Annotated in this window: 18 protein-coding genes and 1 tRNA gene; 8 read left to right on the top strand and 11 right to left on the bottom strand. The window is 59.9% G+C overall.

Annotated elements, in window-relative coordinates; translation table 11 throughout:
- The first annotated feature begins 96 nt into the window (after window positions 1–96).
- Both GWE18_RS06480 and GWE18_RS06475 read left to right on the top strand, forming a co-directional pair.
- On the top strand, window positions 97–864 hold the full coding sequence (locus tag GWE18_RS06480; RefSeq protein ID WP_275184961.1) for a hypothetical protein: 768 nt from the start codon (window positions 97–99) through the stop codon (window positions 862–864).
- A 106-nt stretch (window positions 865–970) separates the two neighbouring features.
- Window positions 971–1,954, top strand: a complete 984-nt coding sequence (locus tag GWE18_RS06475) for a LysM peptidoglycan-binding domain-containing protein (RefSeq protein WP_275184960.1) — start codon at window positions 971–973, stop codon at window positions 1,952–1,954.
- 21 nt (window positions 1,955–1,975) lie between these two features.
- Here GWE18_RS06475 and GWE18_RS06470 read toward each other — a convergent pair whose 3' ends face one another.
- The 4 genes from GWE18_RS06470 to GWE18_RS06455 form a co-directional block, all read right to left on the bottom strand.
- Complete coding sequence (locus GWE18_RS06470) at window positions 1,976–2,602, bottom strand: isoprenylcysteine carboxylmethyltransferase family protein (RefSeq protein WP_275184959.1); 627 nt, start codon at window positions 2,600–2,602, stop codon at window positions 1,976–1,978.
- 26 nt (window positions 2,603–2,628) lie between these two features.
- Window positions 2,629–3,678: an NAD-dependent epimerase/dehydratase family protein gene (locus GWE18_RS06465; RefSeq protein WP_275184958.1), complete on the bottom strand. Its 1,050-nt coding sequence runs from the start codon at window positions 3,676–3,678 to the stop codon at window positions 2,629–2,631.
- Window positions 3,679–3,711: 33 nt separating this feature from the next.
- Window positions 3,712–4,224 (bottom strand): Mpo1-like protein, encoded by a 513-nt coding sequence (locus GWE18_RS06460; protein ID WP_275184957.1) that lies wholly within the window; start codon window positions 4,222–4,224, stop codon window positions 3,712–3,714.
- Between the two features lie 259 nt (window positions 4,225–4,483).
- A complete protein-coding gene (locus tag GWE18_RS06455) occupies window positions 4,484–5,461 on the bottom strand; it encodes an AraC family transcriptional regulator (protein ID WP_275184956.1) in 978 nt (325 codons plus the stop codon).
- 152 nt (window positions 5,462–5,613) lie between these two features.
- Between GWE18_RS06455 and GWE18_RS06450 the strand changes: the two genes are divergently transcribed.
- Window positions 5,614–6,687 (top strand): class I SAM-dependent methyltransferase, encoded by a 1,074-nt coding sequence (locus GWE18_RS06450; protein ID WP_275184955.1) that lies wholly within the window; start codon window positions 5,614–5,616, stop codon window positions 6,685–6,687.
- Window positions 6,688–7,059: 372 nt separating this feature from the next.
- Here GWE18_RS06450 and GWE18_RS06445 read toward each other — a convergent pair whose 3' ends face one another.
- The 3 genes from GWE18_RS06445 to GWE18_RS06435 all read right to left on the bottom strand — a co-directional run bounded on the left by GWE18_RS06445 (window position 7,060) and on the right by GWE18_RS06435 (window position 9,549).
- A complete protein-coding gene (locus GWE18_RS06445; RefSeq protein WP_275184954.1) occupies window positions 7,060–7,884 on the bottom strand; it encodes a tripartite tricarboxylate transporter substrate-binding protein in 825 nt (274 codons plus the stop codon).
- A gap of 201 nt (window positions 7,885–8,085) precedes the next feature.
- Window positions 8,086–8,781, bottom strand: coding sequence for an urease accessory protein (locus GWE18_RS06440; protein ID WP_275184953.1), 696 nt, complete (start codon window positions 8,779–8,781; stop codon window positions 8,086–8,088).
- A gap of 51 nt (window positions 8,782–8,832) precedes the next feature.
- Window positions 8,833–9,549 (bottom strand): dienelactone hydrolase family protein, encoded by a 717-nt coding sequence (locus GWE18_RS06435; RefSeq protein WP_275184952.1) that lies wholly within the window; start codon window positions 9,547–9,549, stop codon window positions 8,833–8,835.
- 465 nt (window positions 9,550–10,014) lie between these two features.
- Here GWE18_RS06435 and GWE18_RS06430 point away from each other — a divergent pair.
- A tRNA-Thr gene (locus GWE18_RS06430) sits at window positions 10,015–10,089 on the top strand.
- Window positions 10,090–10,136: 47 nt separating this feature from the next.
- On the opposite strand, the gene GWE18_RS06425 is transcribed toward GWE18_RS06430, so the two are convergent.
- Window positions 10,137–10,841, bottom strand: a complete 705-nt coding sequence (locus GWE18_RS06425) for an addiction module antidote protein (protein WP_275184951.1) — start codon at window positions 10,839–10,841, stop codon at window positions 10,137–10,139.
- 1,163 nt (window positions 10,842–12,004) lie between these two features.
- A complete protein-coding gene (locus GWE18_RS06420; protein WP_275184950.1) occupies window positions 12,005–13,525 on the bottom strand; it encodes a porin in 1,521 nt (506 codons plus the stop codon).
- Between the two features lie 373 nt (window positions 13,526–13,898).
- On the opposite strand from GWE18_RS06420, the gene GWE18_RS06415 reads away from it, so the two are divergent.
- On the top strand, window positions 13,899–14,450 hold the full coding sequence (locus tag GWE18_RS06415) for a MarR family transcriptional regulator (protein ID WP_275184949.1): 552 nt from the start codon (window positions 13,899–13,901) through the stop codon (window positions 14,448–14,450).
- 17 nt (window positions 14,451–14,467) lie between these two features.
- On the opposite strand, the gene GWE18_RS06410 is transcribed toward GWE18_RS06415, so the two are convergent.
- Window positions 14,468–15,577, bottom strand: a complete 1,110-nt coding sequence (locus GWE18_RS06410) for an alpha/beta hydrolase (RefSeq protein WP_275184947.1) — start codon at window positions 15,575–15,577, stop codon at window positions 14,468–14,470.
- Between the two features lie 404 nt (window positions 15,578–15,981).
- Here GWE18_RS06410 and GWE18_RS06405 point away from each other — a divergent pair, with 404 nt between their 5' ends.
- Window positions 15,982–16,212, top strand: a complete 231-nt coding sequence (locus GWE18_RS06405) for a hypothetical protein (protein ID WP_275184946.1) — start codon at window positions 15,982–15,984, stop codon at window positions 16,210–16,212.
- A gap of 185 nt (window positions 16,213–16,397) precedes the next feature.
- Complete coding sequence (locus GWE18_RS06400; RefSeq protein ID WP_275184945.1) at window positions 16,398–16,832, top strand: hypothetical protein; 435 nt, start codon at window positions 16,398–16,400, stop codon at window positions 16,830–16,832.
- A 38-nt stretch (window positions 16,833–16,870) separates the two neighbouring features.
- Here GWE18_RS06400 and GWE18_RS06395 read toward each other — a convergent pair whose 3' ends face one another.
- Window positions 16,871–16,978, bottom strand: coding sequence for a glucose transporter (locus GWE18_RS06395; protein WP_275184944.1), 108 nt, complete (start codon window positions 16,976–16,978; stop codon window positions 16,871–16,873).
- 206 nt (window positions 16,979–17,184) lie between these two features.
- Between GWE18_RS06395 and GWE18_RS06390 the strand changes: the two genes are divergently transcribed.
- Window positions 17,185–17,439, top strand: coding sequence for a hypothetical protein (locus GWE18_RS06390; RefSeq protein WP_275184943.1), 255 nt, complete (start codon window positions 17,185–17,187; stop codon window positions 17,437–17,439).
- Window positions 17,440–17,471 lie beyond the last annotated feature (32 nt).

Genomic DNA, 17,471 nt, shown 5'->3' with positions numbered 1-17,471 from the left:
TAAATTGCGGCCGCTCACGCCGCGTTTATTGCAGTTTCGAGCACGCGGGCGCTACGGTCGCCCGGCGAAACACTTTGCAACCCTTCGAGGAGAGCCATGAAGCCATATTGCGGCGACATCGGATTTGTCGGCTGGCCATCCTTTTTCCGCCGGGCATCGTGGCGCCTACTGCAAACGATCGCGATCGCGGTCTTGTTACTCCTGCCTATCGGCGCAGGTTCCGCGCTGGCAGCGCCGAATTCCCCGTCGGCGGCTTCAACTGCTCATGTCTATCTGCTCCGCGGTGTCCTCAATATTTTTTCCTTAGGGCTCGATGACATTGCGGCACAGCTCCGGGCGCAGGGCATCCCGGTCACTGTCGCGAACTTCGCCTCCTGGTCGTCGCTCGCCGACGAAGCCGCCGCCGGATACAAAAGCGGCAGGATCAAGACGATCATTCTGGTCGGGCATTCCTCGGGCGCGACCGCGCTGCCCGATATGGTCGCCAAGCTGGATCAGCTTGGCGCTCCCGTGAAGCTGGCAATCGGCCTGGATTCGGTGTTTCGCACCAGCCTCTCGGGGCGCGTGGGACGCTATATAAACTTTTACATCGCCAATGGCGCCGGGACGCCGGTTGCGAAAACCGGGCAGTTCCAGGGCAAGCTCGAGAATGTGAATGTGCAGGGCGTGCCTGGCGTCGGGCACATGTCCATCGAAAAGAACCAGATCATGCAGCAGAAGGTGATAAGCGAGATCGACGCCGTCGTCTTCGGCCGATCTGCACCAGCTTCAGGGACACAGAAACTGCGGCAGCCTCGGGCGGCAAGCGCGGCAAGACCTGACACGGCAAGACCCGGCTCGGCAAGCACCGCAGCGGTACGTTAGTAGTTCGGTTCGCTCGTTCAGGCGGCTGTCATCGAAGCGACCAGCGCCGCAATTCTGCCAATTCCTCGACGATAGATCATCCGCAAGAAGCGCCGGGCGGCGTCGCATGCCGGCATTCATGCTCCGGCGCGCCTTTACAACTGGAAGCACGGACGGAAAGCAAATGAGAAGTCCGACGCAGGTTGCGGCCGTGGTGATCCGTGCGGCCCTTTCCGTCTGCATCTTCTCGGCCATTTGCAATCTGGCACTCGCCGGGCCGGTCGCCCGCTCGACCAATGCTACCGCGACAATCGCTCCCGACGCGCCGCCAGCCACGCCCCAGCCGCGCGTCTATCTGTTCCGGGGCGCGCTCGGCCCGATCTTTTCGCGCGGGATGGACCGCCTGACCAAGCGCCTCCAGGAAGCCGGTATCCGGGCTGACGTCTATGAATTCACCATTTGCCGGCTGATCGCAGATCAGGCCATCCGTGACTTCCGTGACGATCCCGCGCCTATCGCCCTGATCGGTCATTCGATGGGCGGACTTTGTGCATTGACGTTCGCCGGAATACTGAAATCCGAAAATATCCAGGTTAGCCTGGTGGTGACCATTGATCCGGCTCAGGCAAGCCCGAAGGTGCCGCTGAATGTCGAGCGTTTCATCAACATTTTCCTGTCCGACAGCATATTGGGCGGCGGCGACGTGGTGGCGGAGCAGGGCTACCAAGGTCACTACGCGAGCTTCGATTTGAAGCAGCACGAGGAAGTCACCCACATCAACATCGACAAGCAGGATTCCATCCACGAGCAAGTGGTGACGGCAGTTGCGCAACTTGCGATGACGCCAACCAAAGGAGAGGCGGCGCCGCTGCGCTACGTCGTTCCTTCCGATGCCCCGATCGAGCTGTGGGACAGCGGCACGCAGCAACTCGCCCGTTCGGGCGATACCTTGCAAAGGCTCGCGGCACTTAACGGTGTACCGCTGTGGTCACTTACCCAGGCCAATCAGTATTCTGAGAGTGCACCGCTGTCAGTTGGCCAACGCGTTCTGGTTCCGCGCCGTCTTGCTCCACCTGTCGCGTCGGCGGCGGCGCCGAAACCCAAACGATAGCGCGCAAAATGTACTGCGGCCTCAGTTAGGCCGCAGGAACGGAATCAGCATCGGAACGCGACGGCAATACGATCCATAGGCATCCGCACCGAGTTCTTCCGTGAGGAAGCCCTCCTCCATGCGGGCCTTCAACCCCATCCCGACCGAGATCAGCACCGCACCCAGCATCGTGGTCACTGTGCCGACCGCAATACCCGTCACCAGCATCCCCGCTATAAGCCCTGTATAGATCGGGTGGCGCACAAGCCCGTACGGGCCGGTGTCAATGACCTGATGGCCTTCCTTGTGCGTGATCGCGTTCGACCAGAAACGTCCGAGATGAATTCTCGCCCACCATGTGAACGAGATCCCTGCAAGGACAAGACACGCCAGCACGTAGATGCCAGCGCTGCCAAATTGCCAGAGCGGCTTTTCTCCCAAGACCTTGCCAGTCAATGGCAAGAAAAGAACGGCCCCTGCGAGAATCGGCAAGCGGTATTTGAGCGAGTCCCAGGTCATCACGTGTTTCTTGGTTTGACCGGACCAGAACGACGCCACGACCCAACTGATAACCCACAAAATCCAGATGATGGCGAGGACCTGTGTGGGCCAGGTAGTGGTCCAGCCACTCAAGGCGAAAGCCAACCATTGACCAGGATCGTTTAGCATATCGCGGATCGCCTCAATCGCATGGATCAGCCGCCAAGCCGTCGCTCGACATGAAACGGTCGAGGACGAGCACTCTGCGTTGGACCCCATTCAGGTTGATTGTGGCCGCCATCAAGCAGATGCGCAATGGTTTCCCGTAACACAGGTTCGACGGGGCTTGGCGCATAGCCCAGCTCTCGTTGCGCTTTTTCGATCGACAAGGCCCCTGCTCGCAATGCGATACGAACGCCTTCGGCCGTACCGGAGGGGGGCCGGCGCGTCACGTGATCGGCGATGAACTCAAGCGTTGCAGTGACCATTTCGGCGACCTTGCCGTTCACGTGAATGCACCGGACGCGACGTCCGCTGATACCAGCGATGAGTTCGAGAACCTGTCTTAGCGCCATGCTTTCGCCGCCGAGAACGTAGCGATGTCCAGCGTGTCCGCGCTCCATGGCAAGGATCAGCCCTTCGGCGGCGTCGCGCACATCGACGAGGTTCACGACAAAATCAAGATGCAATTGAAGGCGCCGGTTGAGAAAATACCGGAGCATCGCCGTCGGCGGCGTAACGTTGTGATCGTAAGGTCCGACCGGCATGGTGGGACAGCCGATCACCACCGGGTATCCGGATGCGGCCGCCTGCATGGCGAACCGGTCGGCGAGCATTTTCGAGCGCGTATATGGACCCGGCATGTCGTCCGGCAGCAACGCATCATCAGCGACAGGAACCATCGATGGCGAGGAACGGAACAGAATGGATTCTGTCGAGCAGTGCAGGAAGCGCTTTATGCCGCGCTTTCGTGCCGTCTCAATGACGATTTCGGTGCCGCCGTAATTGACAGTGTGAAAATCAGCTTTCCGCGGCAGCCACATCCCGGGCAGGCCGGCCAGGTGATAGACCTCATCGACGCCATCCATCGCCCGGTCCACCAGGTCTCGATCAAGCACCGAACCCCTGACATACTGAACTTGCGGCAAAGCGTGCGGCGGCGGCTGAAGATCGAGAACCCTCACCTGCCGGCCTCGCGCTATCAGCGCGGAGACGAGGTGCTTTCCAATGAACCCGCTGCCGCCGGTGACCAGTATGCGCGTCATGCTGCCGATGGACTCAAGCTGAACTGTTTGAGATCACGATGCAGCACCTTGCGGATGCTGTTGGATGATGATGGCGAGATCGCGCCGAAAGCCCAGCGCGATAAACAGCTTCGCCATGACAAACATTGGTCCGAGCAACAGGTGGGTCGGGTTGTCGACCAGCGCCGGCTGCTGTCGCTCGAACACGCGGTGCCCGACAATCTGCGATGCGACCCCAACGACAATCAGGATGGCCGTAAGTGACCACATGCCAGCAGTCGTCGCGTGACTAACGATCACGGCAGCGACTGAGAGCAAGACGATTGCGGCCCCAAGGATCGCGGCTCCGAGCGCGAAGTCGAGCAGGAACCAGTAAATGAGCACCGGTACGACAGCGATGATTGCCGCGCTGGTTTGGAACCCGAATACGGTGATGGACCACAGGCTGAGCGGAAGAACAGCGGCCAGGAACAAAAACGCGATGCCGAAGACATGCATCGCGCAATTCCAGGGGTCACGATGGTACTCGACGTAATCCGCAAGCTGCCGCCGAAAATATGAACTCATGCGGTGCTATCCCCCTGCTGTCGGCTGACGCGGCTAGGCGGCAACCAAGAATCCGGCGCACCTGCTTCGATGCCCAATTCCCATCCGAGACACAATGGTAGTTAAACTTGGGAATCATCATCAAGTCAAAGCGCGGACGCGGCACATTAGCCCATCGAGCGCGCGAAGGTGCTGCCAACGTTGACAAATCATGCAGTAATTCAGGCGATTAACGTGGTAAAGGGTCTCGGGAACCGCCACGCGATAATTTTCCCGCGGGTTACCCCGACACTATATGAGCCTGCCGCCAGGCGGCCGGTGGCGTTCCCACCGTCCGGCGAAACGCACGATTGAAGGCGGCCTCGGAATCGTAACCAACCGCTTCTGCAATACGTGCGATCGGATCGCGCCCGGAAGCGAGCAGGCCTGCCGCAAGCTGCATGCGCCAGCGCGTCAAATACTGCATGGGCGGTTGTCCGATGAGATGGGTGAAGCGCTGCGCGAGCGTCGAGCGCGACAGGCCCACCGATTTCGCGAGTTCATCCAACGTCCAATCCGCCGCAGGGTCGCCATGCAACAGGTTCAACGCCTGGCCGACATGTCGATCGCCGAGCCCTGCAAGCCAACCGGTCTGTTCCGGACCGAGCGCTTCGATATGGCAGCGGATCGCCTCGACAAAGAGCAGCTCGCCGAGCCGGGCAAGGACGCCCTCTCCTCCTGCCCGGCGCCCCTCGGCTTCGGCCCGCGCTGCATTGATCAGGAATGCAAGGCTCGAACGGTCGCGATATGCACTTCCGCGCAGATGCAGGACCGAAGGCAGCGCCTCCAGGAGCGGATTAAAAGGACGCGTGTCGCAGCCGAGAAATCCGCACAGGATGCGTGCGTCCGCGGGCCCGTTGTCACCGAGGCTGATCCTGTGGGGGAGCTGGTCCGTCGTCGGTTGACGGTAATAGCTAAAGTCAGGGACAGCCTGCATGCCTGGCCCACTGGAAAGCACATGGGCTGCGCCTTGCGGAAACGCGATGATGTCGCCGGCGTCGAGCTGTACGGAAGGTTCGTCGATCAACCCGCCCCAGCAGCAGCCATCCAGCACGACGTGATATTCGATGACATGCTGCGCCCCGGGCAGAACGGCCGAGGCACAGGCGGACGAGGCCGGCGCCGCGGCCACCCACGGTGCGCGAACGTCGAGATGAAAGAACATTGCACTGCTGAGCCGTACCGCGCGCAACACATCGGACAGGGCATCGGCGCCCATAATCGCAGCTCCAATCGGATGCTCGGTCACGCTTTTCGGACGAACGGCAAAAAATAGGAATGATTTAGACGCTCAGTCAAGCCATCCGGCAGTCTGGTCATTTGCCGCACCCTCGCGAGGATCTATGTCCCGTCGCGCCAAAGGAGGCGGCAATGAACATGATAGTTAGAGAATTAAACGAGCAGAAGCTGGAAGTATTTGTTACGCGGATATTGGACGATCTCGGCGCCGCCATGATTGCGCCTTTGGTCCGCATCGGAGACGAACTCGGGCTGTATAACGCACTCGCCGAGTCAGGACCGGTGACGCCGCAAGAACTGGCGCGCCGTACCGGAACGGTCGAGCGCCTCGTGCGCGAATGGCTCAGCGCCCACGCCGCCGCCGGTTATCTGGACTATGACGGCACCACCAAGCGCTTTGCCATGAATCCCGAGCAGGCCATGGTCTTCGGAAATCCGGAAAGTCCGGTCTACATGCTGGGCTCGTTCGAGGTTTGCCAGGCGGTGATGCTTGACCAACCCAAGGTGAGCAAGGCTTTCCGCAACGGCGGCGCCGCCGGCTATCACGAACGATGCAACTGTCTGTTCAGCGGAATGTCGCGCTTCTTCGGGGTGAGCTACAAAGCCCATCTCGTGCAGGAATGGCTTCCCGCATTGGACGGCGTGATCGAAAAGCTCAATAACGGCGTGCGGGTCGCGGATATCGGCTGCGGCCATGGCATCTCCACCATTTTGATGGCGAAGGCCTTCGAAAGATCCAGATTTCTCGGGGTCGACAACCACGAAGATTCGATCGCCTGCGCCCGCGACGCCGCGAAACGCGACGGCGTAGCAGCCAGAACGGAATTTGATGTCGCCACAGCCAAGAATTTTGTGGGCAGCAATTTCGAGCTGATCTGTTGCTTCGATGCGCTGCACGACCTTGGCGACCCCGTGGGTGCGGCGAGCCGGATTCTGGAGGCTCTGGCCCCCGACGGCACATTCATGGCGGTGGAGCCACGTGCAGGAGACCGGTTGGAGGACAACATCAATCCGGTTGGCCGGCTGTATTATGCCGGCTCCACCATGATCTGTACGCCGGTTTCGCTGGCACAGGAGGTCGGGCTCGCCCTCGGCGGACAGGCAGGGCCGGCACGGTTGGAAGCGGTTCTGCGCGAAGCCGGATTTGGCTGCGTGCGGATCGCAGCCGAGACGCCCTTCAACATCGTTCTCGAAGCGCGGCGATAAGGCGTGGGCGACGGGCTGTAAACTTCTTGAGCGGCGGCCGGGAGCACTTGCTCACCGGCGGCAAGGGTATCTGGTCATGACGCAGGCATTGCGAGCAAAACAAAGCAATCGAGAACTTGGCCAGGCCGGCTGGATCCTTGATTATTGGGTCGCCTCTTTGATCGCAACGGTGGAGCGCGCCATACGTCATCGACGCGCGAAGCATCGCGCCACGGCGCGGGCCGATTGCCCTGCTCCACCACGGGAGAAAGTTGGGATGAAGCCGGCGGGATGGGGATGAGGGAGAGCACTGTCATTGCGAGCGGAGCGAAGCAATCCATAGCTCGGCATAACGGATAGATGGATTGCTTCGCTCCGCTCGCAATAACGGCTTTAGTTCGTGATCTTGTATCCCGTCGCCTTGACGATCGGCTGCCAGAATGCGTGATCAGCCGCGAGCCTTTGCGTCAACTGCTCCGGCGTCGAACCGACCGGAGTTAGCATGACCGCGAGCAGTTTTTCCTTCACCTCGGGTTTGGCCAGCACCTCGGCAACGGCAGTGCTCAGCTTCTTCGCGAACTCCGGCGAGCTGCCGGCAGGCAGCCACATCCCGTACCAGCCATCCGCCACCAGATTGACGCCGCTCTCCTTCAGGGTCGGAATGTCCGGCAAGAATGAGGAACGGCTTTCGCTTGCGACGGCGACAATCCGTAAACCTCCGCCGCGGTGCTGTGAAACGGTGTCGGAAACCGTGGTGATGCCAAACGGGACGTGCCCCGCAATCAGATCGTTCACCATCAGCGCCGAACCACGATACGGCACCTTGGTCATCGATAAGCCCAGCGCCTGCTCGAGCTGCCAGCCGGTGAAATGCGGGATATTGCCGCTGCCCGGAGTGCCATAAGTCGCTTTGCCGGGATTCGCCTTCAACCAGGCTGCCAATTCCTTGAAATCTTTGACTCCGATCGCAGGGCTCGCGACAACGCCGAATTCGAAGCGAGTCAACTGTGAGACAGGCACGAAGTCCTTGGCCGCGTCGAAGCTCGGTTGGTTCTCCACCATGGGCAGCAGGTACATGGTCGGGCCAGTCGTCATCAGGATCGTGGTGCCATCGGGATTCGCGCCCTTTACCGCCCGGATGCCGATCAGTCCGTCACCGCCGGTGCGGTTTTCCACGATGAAACTGCGATCAAGGAGCGCAGGCAGATATTGCGCCAACTGCCGGCATAGCAGGTCACCGCTGCCGCCGGCCGCAAACGGAAAGATGATTTTGGTCAGCGGGCCCGACTGCGCCAGCGCTTGGCCCGTCCATGCGGCCAGTGAGCATGCGGCGCTTCCGGCCAGAAAATCTCGGCGTTTCATCCTATCCTCCCCGAACTCTTTATTATTGTTCATTCCCGCGGCACTGAGGCGGCCACGTCAAGCCAGCACCATCTCGACCACGGTCATAATTCCGATCGCGACGGTGGCAAGACCCACAGCTCCCTGCAGGATGCGATTGGCCCAGGTGAGCGAGCGGGCCGAGACCGCGAGCGGCACCGCAATCACCGTCGACAGCGCGCCCATGCCGATCATCGAGCCGACCCCGAACAACGCAACGTAACCGAGGCCGACGGCGGGGCTGGAGGCCTGCGTGACCGCAAGCACCAGCAGCGCGGCCGAGCCCGCCATGCCGTGCATCAGGCCGACCAGCAGGGTACGCCAGCGGAAGCCATGGTCATGCGCGTGAGCCATACGGGCATGCGGCGTGGTTTCGCCGGCATGGCTATGGGCATGGAAATGCACCGTGCCGTCGCCATGGCCGTGCTGGTGAAAATGCACGCCGTCGCGCCATAGCCGCCACAGCACGTGGGCGCCGAGGCCGACCAGCATCAGGCCCACCGCCGTCTCGATCGGCCGGGCAACGCCGTCCGGGATCGCGTGGCCGAGCAGGATCGCAGCGCCGGCAAAGACGAACAAAGTGAGCGTATGGCCGAGCCCCCAGGTCAGCCCGTGCTTGACGATATCGGCCACATGGCTACGGCGCACGGCGATGCTGGAGACAGCGGCGATATGGTCGGCCTCGAGCGCATGCTGCATGCCCAGCAAAAACCCCAGCCCAAGAATTCCGAACATACGCCCCCTACCCGCTGTACCGGCTTATCAAATACGAGTTGGAAGCCTTTGTCAGGTCAAGACTTCATCGAACAGGCTTTTCATCGACGCCCAGGAGCGGCGGTCGGCCTGTTCGTTGTACAGCGCGGTGCGCATCATCGAGCCGTCAGCAGCGGGATTGGTGAAACCGTGCAGCGCGTTGCCGTAGGCGATGACCTGCCAGTCCTTCACCCCGCCAGCCCGCATCTCGTTCTCGAAATCGGCGAGTTGTTCCGGCGGCGCCAAGGGATCGTCGGCCCCGGTACAGACCAGCACGCTGGCTTTCATTTGTCCCGGTTGCGCCGGCATCTTGGTCGCCAGCACGCCGTGAAAACTGACCACGGCCTTCAGGTCGGCACCCTCGCGCGCCAGCTCCAGCACGACTGACCCGCCAAAGCAGAACCCGATCGCCGCCAACCTGCCGGCATCGACCTCCGGCAGCGCGGCGAGCGCAGCCAGCGCGGCGCGGCCCCGGGCGCGGAGTTTTTCCGGCTCGGCGCGAAGCCCGCCGACCAGCGTAGCGACTTCCTGCAGATTGGAGGCCTGCCGCCGGTTGCCGAACATGTCTGCGGCCAGCGCCACATAGCCAAGACCGGCGAGCCGGCGTGCGCGCTCCATCGCGAATTCGCCAAGCCCAAGCCCTTCGTGAAACACCAGCACGCCTGGCCGCTTGCCGATCCCCTCACCGAGCGCGAGATAGCCGCGCAAATTGACCTCGCTACAGCGGTAATCGACGTCGCGCGCCTGCATGAAATTCCGTGATCCTTCAGACGATAACGAGCCGGAACTTCACATCTGTTGGCAGATCGCACAACCGGAATCGGAAGTCTCGGCCTTCCTCACTGTTCGGCATCACGTCTGTTTGACGCGCGCAAAAAGGACCGCATCGGAACGATCCGTCGGCGCGAACACTTGGCGTGGCGCAACCTGCAATGGAGTCCACCAATGATCGGCGGCGAAGCCTCTGCCCGCCGCAACGGTTTTGTCTGTACCCCCGGCACCTAGTTCCGCGGCGAGGACGGCCGCAGGCATCTCTGCCAGTGAGCAAGCGGAACTGAGCGCAAAAAGGGCGGCCGGAAGGCCGCCTTTTTCATACGGGGTACGCGCGCGCGGGTGTTGAGGTTCTAGCCCTTTGCGGACAAGTCTGGTATTCGAGCCGCCGAAGATCGGCTCCACGCGGCGGGTATTTTCGCCGCGCACCGATCGCTTCAGTTTGCCGGTTTAGCTCAGCGGTAGAGCAGCGGTTTTGTAAACCGAAGGTCGGGAGTTCAATCCTCTCAACCGGCACCATTTAAGAAGGTCCGCGGACGAAACCGCTCGGCCGAGCCAAGACCCGTTCAGGCCTCCACCATTGCCGGGAATTCCACGGGAAGCTGTTGGGGGAACACCAGCTCTGCCGATTCCCCAAGCTCTGCCGATTGCCCAAGGCCCTGCGTTGAATAGGGATCGAGCGATGCTTTCCGTTTGCTTACCCGCTCTACACGTAGCTGCAAACCGAACGCCCCGAGAATCGTCAGGACAGTCGTAAATTCGGGAGAACGATCGCCCATGAACGAGCGGTAGAGGCGTGTTCGGCCAATCTGTATTCGTCGCGCGAACTCAGCAACATTCTCCTGGGCTCGGATGATCTCACCAAAGGTAGAACAAATGGCACGAAGATTGGATGTTGCAAGGGCAGGATTCAAGAGCTCGGCAACTCCGGCCGGAGTGCTGTAACGCAAATGGCCATGCACTGGCTGTTGATAACTATATCTTTCGAGCGTGGATGCGGACGGTTGCACTGTAACCAGCCGCAGGCGAAGTGCCGTAATCACCTTCGTCACTGTGGAAAGCCGCGGCCCCCTCTCCGATGCAAAGGCACCGTAGAGGTGTGCCCGCTCTATTCCTGATGCGATAGCAATCGTCGTGACATTTTGGGCGCGGACTGCTTCACCGAGAGCCAGGCAAACCTGACGGCTATCGGTGGTTTGAAACGCCTGATTCAAGAATTTTTCAAGCTGAGCCGTGCTGGCGTATTGAGAGCGACGCGCCGTCTTGGCCATCTGGTGCCATCCGAATCTGCACTCACCGGCGCAATCAGAAAATAGCCCTCAAGAGGCCGAAAAACCCCTGGCCGGGCATGGCCAGAGGTTTCGGAGGTATTTCTGAAGATGCTGGTGCGCTTCTCCATGAGAGGCCGCCAACCTGTTTGGCGACTACGCCTGATGACAATACATTAGTAAATCATGTTATTGCAATAAGTATTTTTACAATATAACTCGGCATGTTCGGCGGAGGGGGGCCTTCGTTGGTTTTCGATGGGTGCGCGGACGTCAAGGCTTCAGTGAAGCCTTGACGCCCGATGTGGGCTTCAAACCGTGCGACAGGAGTCTGTTGGAGCGTCGCTCGGATGCGATGTGTGTGTGTGTGTGTGGTGTGTGTGTCGAGCGATGGCCAATCACTGGCACTGAGAAATTAGCGCACGATCGACAGCGGCCGTTGTATGGGTCCCGCTGTCGTCACCAAACAGGGTTGAGGGGTACGGTGACGGCTTGTAGCGAGGTATCCTGCGTATAGTAAAAGTGAATCCCAGTGCATCCAGGAGGGTCAGGGCGGTGCTGAACCGAGGTACGCGAGGATAAACAAAGGCTCTATAGAATGTTTCGCGGCATCTGATTGTCTTTTTCGATAAGCTGGCGATGTTATCTTGCGTCCGCAATATCTCCGCGAACACTCCGATGACAGGACGCGCTTCCGAGCTGTTGAGCGCTGCAGTAAGTTTGCGTGCCATTCCTTCGCCAGGCGAAGTCTTCTCAAGAATGTTTCGCTCGGATGTCGAAGCGTCAGCTTTCGCCTTTCTATCGACTTGCCCCTTGGCTGTCACAGCAAGGCGAAATCCTAACACTTCGAGCACTCGTATCATCGTCTCCAGCCCTGTTCCCTGCCGGCGACGAAAGGCGCGAAAAAGCGTGGTCCGGTTCACCTTCGCGAGTTGAGAAAATTCCGTGATGCTCGATTGCCTCGATATCTCGTCATCGATCGCCCTACAAATAGTGCGCAAATTATTTGTGGCGAATGCGTTCTGTAACAGACCGAGGTTGCTCAACGCCTGACCTTTTGAAAATCGGGTGGAGTTTGAGAACGGTGTGCGGCCTCGGAGCTCGCCAAAAAAGAGACCCCCGGCGGTAAAAACTGCCGGGGGTCATTGCGATAGTTCAGTTCAGGATCAGAAGTTGCGCTGAACGCGAACGTTCAAGCTGACGGCGTCCTGATCCTTGTACTCGTACCGCGTGGCCGGCTTCGGAGCCACCGGGGTCATAGTGGCAGCACCGCTGAACTTCTGGTCGAGGTGGAACCACATCACTTCCGCCGAGAACGTCAGGTTCGCAACGGGGGTCCAACGGGTGACCACACCGAGTTGCGAGACGTTGAAGTCGGGGTTGCAGGAGTAGTCTGCGCTCAACACCTTGCCGGCGTTGTAGTTGGAGCACCACTGACCTTTCGCCGTGGTGAGGTCGCCGTTGCTGCCACCATAACGAACCGCAGAGTAGGAGCCGAACAGGCTGCTCGACCAGTACGGATCCCAGTTGTGGTTGAACGCACCACGAATACCGTACGCTTCAACCAGCTTGATATCGCCGCCGGGCAGGTAGACACCGTCGGCAGTCTGGCCGAAGCCGATGCTCTGGTAAGAGTCCGCACGGCCCGTGTCGCCGAACATCGCGAAGCTGGTCGAATTGAAGATCACGTTCCTCGTGTTACCCTTGGCATAGGTGGCATCAACCTTGATGTCGTCGCCGGGGCCGGTGGGCAGGTTCTTGAGCTGCAACGCAGCCATCACCGAACCGCCCCACTTGGAATCGGGGTGGCCAGAGATTTCCGACAGGTTGTTCACAGCACCGGCGGTCAGGAGGTTGTAGGAAGGAGTGACTTCATGCAAAGCGCCCGAAATCTGGAACAGACCCCATGCCTGGTCGACGCGGATATTGCCGACGATGTCCGGAGCATGCGCACCGCTGTAGGCCTGCGAACCTGCCGCGACGGCAACGGATGGGTTGGTAGCACCCAGGTTCAGCAGCGAAGTGCGGCCGTAGTACGGGTCGTCCAGGCCGATGGTGCCGGACACGCCGTTGCCGAACTGCGCGGTGTATTGGATGTTGTTGGTGCCGGTGACGTCGTCATGGCCGCCAATCAGATGCGAGGAGTTGTTGCCCGGATAACCCTGCCAAGGCGTCGCAAAGGCCGAAGCAGACTTACCGAAGGTGAACCCAGCGAACTGGATGAACACCAAATCCACGCCCAGGGACTGCGAGCCAGCCGCAAGGCCCGAGCCAGCCACAGCGCCAGGCGTACCATAACCTTCGCCGGTAGACGAGTTCAGGTTGAAGTTGGCCTGAGCGAAGCTACGAACGACGCCGTACGCCGTGGCAGTGCGCGTATCTACGCTGAGCGCCAAACGCGAACGGGCAGCATAGTAATCGCGCACGCGATTCTGCTGACCAAGATTGGCCTTCCACGCCGGCTCATCGAAAATGCCGCCGTTGAACGTCGTGTCAACGCGCACATAGCCACCGATCTTTATGCAAGTGTCGCTGCCCGGGATGTAGTAGAAACCCGCGCCGTAAAGCGAGCAGATCTTTACGTACTCGACCGCTTTGGCCTTGACGGGAAGATCGGCAGCCTGCGCTCCGCTCACGGCGATGAAACCCGCCGCTGAGCCGAGAATAAGGCCCTTGATCATATTCATGTTAAACCTCCAAGTTGCGCTGCTAGGACAAGGACCGGACCTGTGGCTGTTCCCCCAGGAAAAGATCCGCCCTCGCCTTTTGAAAACCGCTCAGTCGTTTCGCGTCTTCGGACACACCCGCATGAACGCGAGGGACTTAAGCGAACCACCTAGAACGGAACGATCCAGGATCCCCCGACCGCCTTTGGAACTATGCATGCGCCAATTACTTAATCAAAATACTTTATGAACTCAGCTATCTCTATCCCGCCGAACTGTGTCGCGACAGCAACACCGGTAGCTCGCGAAATCTTGTTCAGAAGCCGGCAGCAAAAGGCATGCAATCAGATGATTTTGTTATTAAATTAGGTAAGCAGCTTCAGGGTGAATCGCGATGAAACAAGCCATGGGACGGGAACTGCGGCAGGGATCGGATTCGTCGGGCCGTGCGAAACGCGGAGCGTCGAATGAGTTCGGCGAGAAGAATCAGGACGTCGCCCGGCAATTTGCCTGGGAGATCGCCGCCATCAACGTGCACCTCCAGGAGATTCGCTATTTCTGGGCAAAAACGCTGGGCATCAGCGGCCCGCAATGGCTGATCCTGATGGCATTGGCCGATCTGGATCAGGGTGAAGGCGTCCCGGTGAAGGTCGTGTCCAAGAGGCTCCACGTTGACCCGTCCTTCGTAACGACTCAGTCGAAAATGCTCGAGAAAAAGGGCTTCATGCGCCGCAAGACTTCAGGGGAGGATGCCAGAATCGTGCAGATGTCCTTGACGGACAAGACCTATAAGCACATCGCGGGTTTGGCTTCCGAGCAGGCGGCGCTCAACGAATTCATCTTTGCCGAATTCAGCGACCGCGAGCTCGGCGAGTTCACCGCCAAGCTCGCGGCATTGAGGAATCGCCTTGAGAAGGCCAGCCTGAAAGTCGCGATGGGCATATGATTTGGGCGGCGGCTGGGCTAGGCCGATATCGAGTTGAGGCGATCGGCCATCCAGTCAAAAATGAATTCGCTGGCAAGCGTAGGGTTGTCGCGGTGCCCCTGCGCGGCAGCCGTTTCAGAGCTTTCGAAAATCTTCAATGAAATGTCGGAATTGGCGATCTTGAGCCGCTCGAACAGATCGGTCACATGGTCGCGTTCGAGCCAGCCCTGCTCACCCATGGTGATCAGGACCGGGCAATGGAATTTTCGCCCGGCCGAGCCGCCTTCAACTCCATTACTTCCGAGACCATTCGGCGAGTGGCGATTCATCAAGAACGCGCGCTCATGCATGTCCCAGATTCCGCCATCACAAACCGCGGCGGCGAAGCGATTATCGAGAGCAACACCGCGCGCCACAAAGGACGACCCTGAACCGTCGCCGAGAATTGCGATCCTGCGTTCGTCGACATCGTCTCTTGTCGTGAGGTAATCCATCACGTGACCCACCGATGTTTCCAGATCGGGACGGCCGACGACTTCATCGAATTTGGCGCAGGTGCCGGATCCAAGCAGATCTACCGCCAGCATCGACATTCCCCGATCGCGGGCATAGCGTGCCGCCTTGTAGAGATATTCCTCCTTCCGATGGCCGGGTTCGCCCATGCACACGACAACAGGCGCTCGACCAGAAGCGGCGGGGGCAGGCAAAAAATAGCCTTCCAGCGCATAGCCGTTCAACCAGGGAATCTCGACGACCACGCCAGGGGGCGTCAAATGCGCAATGTAGCGGCGGGCGCAGGCTCGCATGGTTCGGAGCGCATGCTCCTGTTTCTTGTCGGCAGCATCGAAATCAAACGCTGATGCCTGATAGTAATTGATGGCGCGAAGCCAGTTACTCTGCGCGGTCAGCACATGACCGCGCTTGAAGGCGGCATTGGCGCGCTCATTGCTGATGTCGGCCATCCTTATCCATTCCCGATACCAGGAATCGCCGACATCCGTTGGGTCTATCCGGCTTGCGGCAAGCAAGCATTCGGAGATCATCGAACCGCCTTCCTGCGCCGCGCCCAGCAGCCTCATGAACTCGATCGAGAACTCTTCGCTGTCTGGCCATTGAACCCAGCCCCCCGGGCCAAAATGAACTTTCATGTCGAAAACAATCGGATCCGCTTAGTTGATAAAATTAGTTATATTTCATAATATAGCCTTTCACAGAAAGACAAGCTCCATGCAAGGCCCGGCAAATACGGGTCGTGCGGTAGGGTTACTCCACCGCAGGCGGCTCCGATAAATGAGCAGGCCGATATCTGGAAACTCCGGAATGGTATGGCATCCACCCGCGATGCGCGAAAAGAGCTTCTCGGCCCATACTAGCGGCTACGTTTGCTGATTTTTCGTGCTACTTGCCTGTAAAGACTGCAGTTCTCCGTAATTTTACGGTACAAACAGTTACCCGTAGTTTTACGGTACAAAACAAACAGCCGATCAACCCCGCCGCGCGCATCTCTCTCTTCGGAGCCGGAACCACCCCTCCTCTTCCACGTTTTTCTCGCATGAGAATTCGCGAAGAAAACTGCAACATGGTTTTGTTGGCTGTGGTCACCTCGATCAGCGTGGCCATTGCAGGCGGCGCCAGTCTGCTCGGGGTCGGCGACAGTAATCCGGTCCGGTTCGCCGAGCAGGCGAACTCACCCGACAAGCGGATCATCAACGTCGGTGACCAGCCGCCGGTGCGCGTGATCGGCGCGCCGTTCGTCCCAAATACGAATCCCCGCGAGCGCTAACATCCCTTTCGTGAGACCTCGGTTGAACCCGGACCACACCTGACCGTCATGTGCACGCTGCCGGTCAGGACTGTCACCGTTTTGTCACCTCGCGCGCAAAAGCGCGGCAGTTATCCACTGTTGCCTCCCCACCCGCTTGATTCCACAAAAGGCCTTTGATGGAGTGACTTGCGCCGAGGTGTTTCATGAAATGGATGAGGGAACGCGATCTCCTGATCGCGCAAACGATGGCGTTTGTTCAATCGGTGACCGGCAAGACGCCGGAGGCCGAGAAGACGGTCACGACCTCGATCACCCAGCTCTCCGTCGAGACATCCGAATTGACCCGCGCGGCCGCGCCGCTCCCTGACGTCGAGGCTTTGCTGGCGGAGACGACGCCCGCCGCCCAGGCGCCAATGGAAGCATCGAGAGAAATACCGAGGGAGATCTCAAGGCAGGCCCCTCTTGTGCGTCCCGACCTGAGGGAAGACTTCCAGGCCGAGATCAAGGCGCGGGTTGCGAATTTCCGTGCTCATCAGGAGCGGTTCAACCGCGAGCGCGAGGCCTATTGCAGCGCGACCATGGCAAAGGTCCATGCGGCTATCAGGGAAGGCGGGCAGCCGCCGCGGCCGGAGAAGTAGAGACACTGCGCGGCGTTGGCACGATATTCAGGGCAGATTCAGAGCCAGGCGTAGACCAGCGCCACGTTGGCTGCGCAGGCGAGCAGCAGGCAGACGGTCAGCGTGAGTTGGACACGCTCGCAGGAGGTCTGGAGGCTCGTTCTCATGGCCGGAACATCCGGCGATTCTGGCGGCGGAGTCTCGGGGATTCTTTTTTTCGGAATTTACGGCTCGTTAAAGACTCAGAGACTCCACGAAAATGGGCCGAAACGAGCCAATTTGCTCCCGAAACAGCCTGTGAAATGGCGGCATGGCAGCCAAGCCGGAAACCCGGCCCCCGCTTCCGCGTTGACCGTTTTTACCGGAGCTACCCATGCCCTACGCGCTGTTCTCAAACGATGCCAAGCTGAGCAAGGCCTATCCCACCGCAGCCGATGTCTGGAAGATCGCTCAGAAGAGCGGTCTCGTGGTCGATGTCGTCGCCGGACAGGACAACACCGGCCCCCGTCCGGTGCTGGACCATGACTACGAGATCAAGCCGTGCCAGCTCGAGCCGCATGAAGACCCCGCCCGCAACAAGGCCGACGCCGAGCGGGAAGCACAGACGGAATTGCAGTTGGCGTCGTGAGGGCGGCGCCATTTGCCAGCTTACGCCAAAGC

The sequence above is a fragment of the Bradyrhizobium sp. CSA112 genome (assembly GCF_029051645.1).
Classification (GTDB): domain Bacteria; phylum Pseudomonadota; class Alphaproteobacteria; order Rhizobiales; family Xanthobacteraceae; genus Bradyrhizobium.
The sequence above is the reverse complement of the archived record's forward strand: the minus strand, read 5'-3'. Positions and strand labels throughout refer to the sequence as shown.